The organism is Clostridium tepidiprofundi DSM 19306, assembly GCF_001594005.1.
Classification (GTDB): Bacteria; Bacillota; Clostridia; order Clostridiales; family Clostridiaceae; genus Clostridium_AC; species Clostridium_AC tepidiprofundi.
On sequence record NZ_LTBA01000104.1, the window covers coordinates 1 to 2,109 of the forward strand.

The following is a 2,109-nucleotide window of genomic DNA, read 5'->3' on the forward strand; positions in this document are numbered from 1 at the left end:
AGAAAAAAACGAATGTTACAAATAGATATTATTGAAGATATAAGAGATGAAAGATTTACTATAGAAGAAGACTGGATTAATCCAATATTTGCTAAGACATAATTTAAAAACAAAACTGGAAATTAATTATTAAAATTTCTTGGGGTAGGGGGAGGTGTAACTATTTTTAAGACCTATCGGTTTGCAGGCTTCCCAGTTATTTAAGTAAATGTTAAAAAAATAAATTTTAGTAAAAACAAATTTTTAACTGGAATTTTGATGCGAAATCTCTGTTCTATAAATAAATAATTTTTCAACCATCAGAATGAATCGGTATATGTCAAGTAGACAGGTAATCTAATTAAAGTTCCTGCAGATATAGGTGGTTGATTCTGATATTTAATTGGAGTCAAGCATCCTAATTTTTTTTGATATATTCTATTGTAGTAGAATTCGATAAATTTCATAATCTTTTCTTTCAGATTTTCTAGTGAAGTGAATTTCATTCCATAGAATATTTAGGATTTTTGTATTCCGAAAGAGCTTTTCATTGGGCCATTATCAATAACCTATTTAACAATTTCTAATTGTACTTCAAATGTTGTATTCCTAGATTTTAAAGAATTTGAAAGAAAATAGGCTTCAGAGATGGTTGACTTTCTTTAAGTAGAGAACCCAAATCTTTGATTTGGCGTGAATCGCTTACTCAGATGAAGAATGAATCTGAGTTTCCTTATTAAGTGTAGAAGAGATCAAGAATTATAAATAACATTCTAAGAGTGCAAAATTTTAGAAATGGTGGTTGGAAAATTTAAAAAAACAGTTCGTAAATAATCTCAACAAGAAGTAAGTACTTGAGTTTATTTTCAAGCTCAAAATAGGGTCCGTTTAAATGCTATTTTGATGTTTTTAAAGTTTCTCTCAATAAGTCTGCTTAGTTGCTGTGAAATAATGTAAGTGTTTTTGCTCATTTAAAGGATATAATAAATATATGACAAAAAATGTGTTTATACAACTGAGATAATCAGCTTGAAATGAAAATACTTTAATGCTAAAATGAAAATATAAAGTTTACTGGTGGTGAAAAAATGGAGGGAAAAATTTTAGATTTATTAAATAAGTTGGTAGATGGGCAAAACGAAATAAATGTGCGACTTGATAGAATTGAAAATAAATTGGATTCAGTAATAGAACAAACAGCATATTTAACGGAGTTTAGAACAGAGGTAAAAGATTTTAGAAATGAAGCGATTAATCAATTTGAGGAAATTAAAGATAATTTAAATAATGTTGAAGTGATAACTGCAAGTAATTGGAGAGATATTGCAAAATTGAAAGCCGTAAAGTAGCAAGCTCCCTCGCTAGGGGTCAGACCCTTGGGGAAAATTACAAGGTTAAGTTTGCTAGGATATGTATATAGTATTCTATGGATAAAAAATTTTCCAAACGTCAGAATGAACCTACATATGTAAAATAGACAAATAGTTTAATTTAAATTCCTGCACATATGGATGCTTGATTCCAATATTCTATCGGGGTCAAGCATCCTAATTTTTTGATATCTTATGATGTTGTAGCAACAAAAATTGTATTCTAGTTTTTATAAGGAGCTATAAAGGGTCAGGTACCTTACAAAGATCTGAAGTGAAGCGAACAATCTTTGTTGCTTTTATCGTAGAATTTGTATTAATAAAAAATATAAATTCTTTTTAAAAGATAGTGAAAATACAATAAAAATTAAGATATAATATGAGTAGAGGAAAGATAGATATAGTAAGTTTCATACTAAGTTTCATCTGTGGGAAGATGAAGCTAAGGATTACATGCTCACTGATTTGGTAGAGATACATTTTATAGAAATTCCAAAATTCAATGAATTATAAGTAAAGAATTTGAAAGAAGATAGACTTCTGAGATGGTTGACTTTCTTTAAGTAGAGAACCCAAATCTTTGATTTGGTGTGAATCGCTTACTCAGATGAAGAATGAATCTGAGTTTCCTTTAATGGATTAATTAAATCTTGTACTATATCAAAAACACCAAGTGGAAAATATTATATATCAATATTAGTCGATACTGAAAAGAAACAATTACCTAAAATAGAGAAAAAAGTTGGTATAGATGTAGGGT

The 2,109-nt window shown here is 28.4% G+C and carries 2 protein-coding genes and 1 pseudogene; 2 read left to right on the top strand and 1 reads right to left on the bottom strand.

The genetic code is table 11. From position 1 onward, the window contains the following. Window positions 1-299 precede the first annotated feature (299 nt). Window positions 300-485, bottom strand: coding sequence for an IS3 family transposase (locus CLTEP_RS15635; RefSeq protein WP_084365011.1), 186 nt, complete (start codon window positions 483-485; stop codon window positions 300-302). A 582-nt stretch (window positions 486-1,067) separates the two neighbouring features. Here CLTEP_RS15635 and CLTEP_RS13810 point away from each other — a divergent pair. Together CLTEP_RS13810 and CLTEP_RS15415 are read left to right on the top strand one after the other, a co-directional pair. Then, window positions 1,068-1,328 carry a hypothetical protein gene (locus tag CLTEP_RS13810; protein ID WP_066827643.1) on the top strand — a complete coding sequence of 87 codons (261 nt, stop codon included), beginning with the start codon at window positions 1,068-1,070 and terminating at the stop codon, window positions 1,326-1,328. 651 nt (window positions 1,329-1,979) lie between these two features. Further along, window positions 1,980-2,109 (top strand): annotated as a pseudogene (locus tag CLTEP_RS15415) (RNA-guided endonuclease TnpB family protein); the annotation flags it as partial.

Excerpts from the sequence above, each read along its gene's own strand:
- CLTEP_RS15635 (WP_084365011.1), bottom strand. The coding sequence starts at position 485 with ATGAAATTCACTTCACTAGAAAATCTGAAAGAAAAGATTATGAAATTT.
- CLTEP_RS13810 (WP_066827643.1), top strand. The coding sequence starts at position 1,068 with ATGGAGGGAAAAATTTTAGATTTATTAAATAAGTTGGTAGATGGGCAA.